Raw genomic sequence first — 6,479 nt, forward strand, 5'->3', positions numbered from 1 at the left:
TGAGTGCATTAGTAATTGTTAGTATTATATTTTTATTATCAACTTTAGTTATTGGAATTAATTTGAATAGAAAATATGTAGGATAGAGAAAGGTACATATACTTTAATGTATATGTACCTTTTTATTTAGTAGGATTTATAGTCTCTATAAACTATTATGTTAATAAAATTAAAAAACTTAATTCTTGATATCCTTATGGCTAAAGCCATCTATAAAATGACAATATAACTAAATACTTGTTTGATATGATTTGTGGATTTAGTTTTTTATCCGAATTTTCTGATTCAAATATTTCAACTTTATGAATATAGTAGGTGAAATATTTGTGTGATAGTATTTGAGATAGAAAAAAGCCAACTTTAAAAAGGATGTGAATTGAATGTGTAAACGACTGTAAAGTGTTATATTAAGGCAACGTTTAGCTGTTATTAGTGTAAGGTAAAGGTCTATTTTGTAACAGTTGATATAAAAATGAAGAAATAGGTGAACTCGAATTTATCTGACTATTTTAAAAATACAAAACCTTGAGGTTAGTCTAGATTTTAACGAAGTTAAATTCTAGCTGAAATATTTATAATGATTAATTAAGTTTAATAAAGGGGTACCTTATACGCAAAAGCGTTTATATTAGTAACTTAAGGAGCTTGCTTTTATGAAAACTACCGATTCAAAAGGCCTATTAGGAAATAGGGTTTATTTACAAGTTTTCTCTGCCTATTCATTGCTTATGCTTGGTGTTTTTATTGATATGTTAGCGATTATGACTATAGTTGGGTTTGAATGGGAAGTAGATCCTACTATGATTGGATTGATCCCTGTTGCATATGCACTTCCTGGAATTATTTTTGGCTCATGGGCAGGTGTTATTGCAGATCGTTTTAGAAAAATTCCAATTATGATGTTCTGTAATTTGATGGTTGGTTTAATAACAATTGCTCTTTTATTTGTACAAAATATCCACTGGCTCTTAGTGGCATTAATGATTCGTTCCATTTTTATTGTTTTCTATTATCCTGCACAACAAACACTAACAAGACAGATTGTATCCCCAGATTTGCTTACTAAAGCAGTAAGTATCAACGGAATAGTAGAGCAGGGTACCAAGATAGTAGGCCCACTTATAGGGGGCATGTTGCTGAGTTGGTTTCAGCCAGAGTTCTGCCTCATTATAAGAGCTATAAGTTGTTTATTAGCTACGTTAGTTCTGATACCCACAATAAAATTCAAAGAAACTATATCCAAAGAACTTGTTGAAAAGCAAAAGCAAAGCACTTGGGCCGCTTGGGTACAAGGGTGGGGCTATGTGTTATCTAATCGGATAATATTATCAACTATGATTTTCGTTACAATAGCCATGGCAGTATTACAATTAGTAGACTCACAATTCCCGACTTTATTTAAGAGCTTATTCCCACATGATAAAAGTAAAATGGGATATATCATTTCTATTATTGGTCTTGGCGGAATACTTGGTGCATTACTAACTCAGAAATTAAAACAATTTCAATATGGTTGGGTAGTATGTGGAGGCATGGTTTTAATGGGAATTGGTTTTGGGGGGATTGGTTTGATAACGCCCGGTACGGTCTTCGTTTTGGCCTATCTGATTAGTTTTATCGCTGGTATTGGAAGTGGGCTGATGCTTGTATCTAATCAAGTCATTTTACAAATAGAATCTGATCAAGATCAAGTAGGAAGAGTATTTGGTATTCAAAGCAGTTTAACAAACGCAGTTCTAATTATTTCTCCTGCTATGAGTGGCCCATTAGTGCATTTGTTTGGAGTAACTCAACTCTATGTTTATGGTGGGATTGGGCTTGTTGTCATTGGAGTAATTGGAGTTTCACTGCAGAAATATTTATGGGCTAAACATAAACACGAACCTATAAGAGCAAATAATTTTTGAAGGGAAGATTTTTTATGACCAATGAGGAATGTTTTCCATTAAGTCACCCGCAGCGAAGAATATGGTATACAGAAGTTATTCATTCTGATAAAGGGATATGTAATTTAAGATTTTTATTTAAACTTCATCGAAAAATGAATTATTCAAAATTAAACCAAGTTGTGAATCGTGTTATCAGTGAAAATGACGGTCTGTGCATTAGATTAAAAGAAAATGGGCATCAGGAACCTAAACAATATTTTATTAAACATGAAGAACAAGAATTTGAGTTTTTCGATTTCAGTAATGTGGAGAATTCAGATTTGCTTGAGGAATGGATTGAGCAGAAAACAAAAGAAACGTTTACATTATTTAATTCGAATTTATACTATTTCGCTTTAATAAAATTAAACGATAATGAATGTGCAGTCTTTGGAAATGTTCATCATATTATTATGGATGGTTTATCAATTCAAATATTTACTGAGCAGATTGCAAAACATTATTATGATATGCATAACGAGACTGAGGAAGGCGAAATTAAAAATTCATATGTTCAATTTCTGGCTAATGAACAAACATACTTGAATAGTAGTCGCTTTCAAAAAGATCAAAAATTCTGGTTAGAGGAATTTAAAACACTTCCATCTGTGACCGGATTGAAGCCCTATAATACGTACCAAGTTAGTACCAAAGCATCACGCGAAACGTTTGTATTATCGGAGCATTTGAAGAGAAAAATAGAATTGTTTTCCGAAAATTACAAATTTAGTTTATATACTCTTTTTGTCGCTACTTTCTCGTTGTCCATGTATCGGTGGACTTCATCGCTTGATATTGCATTAGGAATGGCTTACGGCAACCGTATGACTAAAATGGAACGAAAATTGATTGGAATGATGGTGAGTACAGTTCCTTTAAGAATGGATATTAACCCAGAAGAAGAAGTGCTTTCATTTATTGGTAGGGTGTCCAGAAAACAAAGTAAATCATTAAGACATCAGAAATATCCATTTGATTTATTATTAAAGCAGATTAATAAAGAGAATAACAGCAATGTGAGACTTTTCGGAACTACGATCGATTATAGGGATCGTGATGAAAGTGGTGACTCACTATGGATCGCAAACCGTGAAGAGGTACAAGATTTTGCAGTGCATATTGAAAATCTAATTGATATAGACTCTTTACATGTACATATTGATTATCGTGAGGAGCTATTTTCTAAGGAAGAGATAAAACGCTTTTTTAACGTTATGTTAGCGATAATGGAAAACACTTTTGAAAACCCAAAGCAGAAGGTAGCTGAAATCGAAATTATTTCTGATGAAGATAAAAGAAAAAGTTTAGTTGAGTTCAACAATCCTAAGCTGGATTTCCCGCCTCGGGAAACTCTTCATGAATTGTTCGAACGACAAGCAATGATTTATCCAAACGCTATTGCAGTTACGTATGAAAAAGAAAAAGTTACTTATAAGGAGCTTAATGAACGTGCAAATCAGTTAGCTCATTATCTGCAGAAAAAGGGAATAGGACCTGATACTTTAGTTGGACTGTGTGTTGAACGTTCTCTCGAAATGATTGTAGGTATTTTAGGGATTTTGAAGGCTGGTGGGGCTTATGTTCCACTTGATCCAACATATCCAGAGCAGCGACTTCAATATATTTTAGAGGATGCAAGCATTCAGTTATTCGTAACGCAAGAAAGTTTAAAAGAATTGAAATGGTTACCAGAAAATGTTGAATCGATTTGCCTGGATCGTGATCAAGAAGAGATTGGGAAAGAAAGTAAGACCTTGCCGGTTTCTAATGTGAATTCCCAAAATCTAGCTTACGTAATCTATACTTCGGGATCAACAGGGAATCCAAAGGGCGTTATGATAGATCATCACAATGTCATTCGGTTATTTAAATCGACGGATTGTTGGTATCAATTTAATGAAAAAGATACTTGGACGCTTTTTCATTCTTATGCATTTGATTTCTCAGTATGGGAAATTTGGGGAGCATTATTATATGGTGGAAAATTAGTTGTTGTTCCGTACTGGATTAGTCGATCGCCAAAAGATTTTTATCAATTATTGGTGGAGGAAGAAGTCACAGTTCTAAATCAGACACCTTCCGCATTTCGACAATTAATACGAGTGTGTGAACACGAAGATAAGAATAAAAACTTGCAGCTGCGTTATGTGATATTTGGCGGAGAAGCGTTAGACCCCATTAGCTTGTTGCCGTGGTTCCAAAGATATGGGGATAAAGAACCACAGCTAATTAACATGTATGGAATTACAGAAACTACAGTTCATGTTACGTATTATCCAATTACTCTAGATGATGTGCATCATGCTTCGAGAAGTAATATCGGAAAACGGATTCCAGATTTAGAAGTGTATATATTAGATGCTTATCAACAACCTGTTCCTATAGGTGTAGATGGTGAGCTTTATATTGGCGGGGCAGGGCTTGCACGTGGGTATTTAAATAGACCTGAATTAACAGCAGAGCGCTTTATATCTCATCCATTTAGTAGTGATCCGAAATCAAGATTATACCGGACAGGAGACTTAGCGAGGTATTTGCCAGATGGGAATCTGGATTATCGTGGAAGAATTGATCATCAGGTTAAAATACGTGGTTTCCGAATTGAGATTGGGGAGATTGAGTCTACTTTAAATGCATATGCATCTATAAAAGAGGCAGTTGTAATTGTAAGAGAGGATCAACCGGGTGATAAACGATTAGTAGCTTATGTTGTAGGAGATGGAAATGTAGGTGCGTGGAGAGAGTATCTTAAAGCGAAACTACCGAGCTATATGGTACCTTCGGGATATGTGACGATGGAAGCCATTCCACTTACAGCTAACGGCAAAGTTGATCGTGAGTCCTTACCTATGCGGGAGGAAAAGCAGATTAATAGTGAATGTATTGACCCTCGGAATAGTAATGAACAGATACTCGCTACCATTTGGAAGCAAGTATTAGGTATTAAAAAGGTGGGAATCTATGATAATTTCTTTGAAATTGGTGGCGACTCGATTCTCAGTATTCAAATCATATCTCAAGCAAGTCAATTAGGGTTAAAACTTACTCCAAAGCAAATGTTTGAATGCCCAACTATTGCCGAGCTGGCACAATTGGCTATAGAAACGCAGGGAGTACAAGCGGAGCAGGGGATTGTAACAGGAGATGTGCCTCTTACTCCAATTCAGTACTGGTTCTTCGAGCAAGAACATCCACATCCAGAGCATTGGAATCAATCAATGCTTTTAAGAGTAAAAGAGAGATTGGATGTGAAGTTACTAGAGGGAGCAATATTAAATTTAATCAAACATCATGATGCTTTACGTTTTCGGTACGAGCAGTTACCAAACGGAACATGGAGGCAGAGAAATGAAGGAACTGATGAGCTGTCAGTACTCCATGTTGTAAAACGGAACAAAGTTAATGAAAAAGAGTGGAATAAAATAATACAAGAAGAGATGAACATTAATCAAGCTAGTTTCAATTTAGTTACTGGTCCGTTAATGAGAGTAGTTTATTTTGAGGATAACTTGACTGGAAATGATCGAATATTCTGGGTGATTCATCATTTAGTAGTAGATGGAGTATCGTGGAGAATTCTATTGGAAGATTTACAGGTGGTATATAACCAGATGAAACAAGGTCAAGGAATTCGCTTACCTGCGAAAAGTACATCTTTTAAAGAATGGTCTGAACGACTCCAGACATACAGTGATTCGGGTATTTCAAAAGAAGTACAGATTTATTGGAATGAACAAGTAGAAAAAGAAACGATGACAATTTCAATGGACTATCCAATACAAGAAACAACAGAAGAATCTATTGATCAAGTGACGAGGACTTTAGGAGTAGAAGAAACACAAGCATTGTTACACGAAGTTCCAGTCACTCATAAGACAAGGATTAATGAGGTACTATTGGCGGCATTAGGACAAGCTATCGTCGATTGTACAAATCAGCAAACGGTTTCTATTCATCTAGAAGGACACGGGAGAGAAGAGATGATTGAAGGTATTGATTTATCACGGACAGTGGGCTGGTTTACGAGTATTTATCCTGTTCATCTAAATTTTCAAGGAACTAAAACACCAATTGAAGGCTTAAAGGCTGTCAAAGAACAATTGCGTCGAATTCCGAATCACGGAGTAGACTATGGTATTTTACGTTACTTGAATAAAGAAATACTTCCGTTTTATCAGCAAAAGCCTTCAATAAGCTTTAACTATTTGGGCCAATTTGATCAGGTGTTTTCAAAGGAATCTTTGTTTATGCAAGAGGCAGGGTTTACATTTTTAGATCATGCTCCAGATTCCAAGACATCTCATCTAATTGATGTTATCGGAATGGTGAAAGATGAAAAGTTACATTTTATTTGGATGTATAGTAGAGAACAGTTTTCTAAATTAAAAATTCAAGTAATAGCAGATGGTATGTTGAGGCATCTTCGCCAACTTATAAATAAACCAACAACAGAGTCAGCTTTTACGGTATCAGATTTTGCTGATGCAGAGGATCTTACGGAAGAAAGCTTGAGCAAAGTATTACTTAAATTAACAAAGAAGAGGGTGTAAA

Annotated in this window: 2 protein-coding genes; both read left to right on the plus strand. The window is 35.1% G+C overall.

The features are described 5' to 3' along the window. Positions 1-653 precede the first annotated feature (653 nt). On the plus strand, positions 654-1,907 hold the full coding sequence (locus MHH42_RS12360; protein WP_000858625.1) for an MFS transporter: 1,254 nt from the start codon (positions 654-656) through the stop codon (positions 1,905-1,907). A 14-nt stretch (positions 1,908-1,921) separates the two neighbouring features. Further along, entirely contained in the window at positions 1,922-6,478 is a 4,557-nt protein-coding gene (locus MHH42_RS12365; RefSeq protein WP_097838197.1) for a non-ribosomal peptide synthetase, read from the plus strand. The last annotated feature ends 1 nt before the right edge of the window (position 6,479 follow it).

Origin of the sequence: Bacillus sp. FSL L8-0099 (assembly GCF_038006385.1) — a bacterium.
Taxonomy (GTDB): domain Bacteria; phylum Bacillota; class Bacilli; order Bacillales; family Bacillaceae_G; genus Bacillus_A; species Bacillus_A toyonensis.

Bases quoted from the DNA above. Each gene is read 5' to 3' on its own strand.
- MHH42_RS12365 (WP_097838197.1), top strand. From the start codon at position 1,922: ATGACCAATGAGGAATGTTTTCCATTAAGTCACCCGCAGCGAAGAATA.
- MHH42_RS12360 (WP_000858625.1), top strand. From the start codon at position 654: ATGAAAACTACCGATTCAAAAGGCCTATTAGGAAATAGGGTTTATTTA.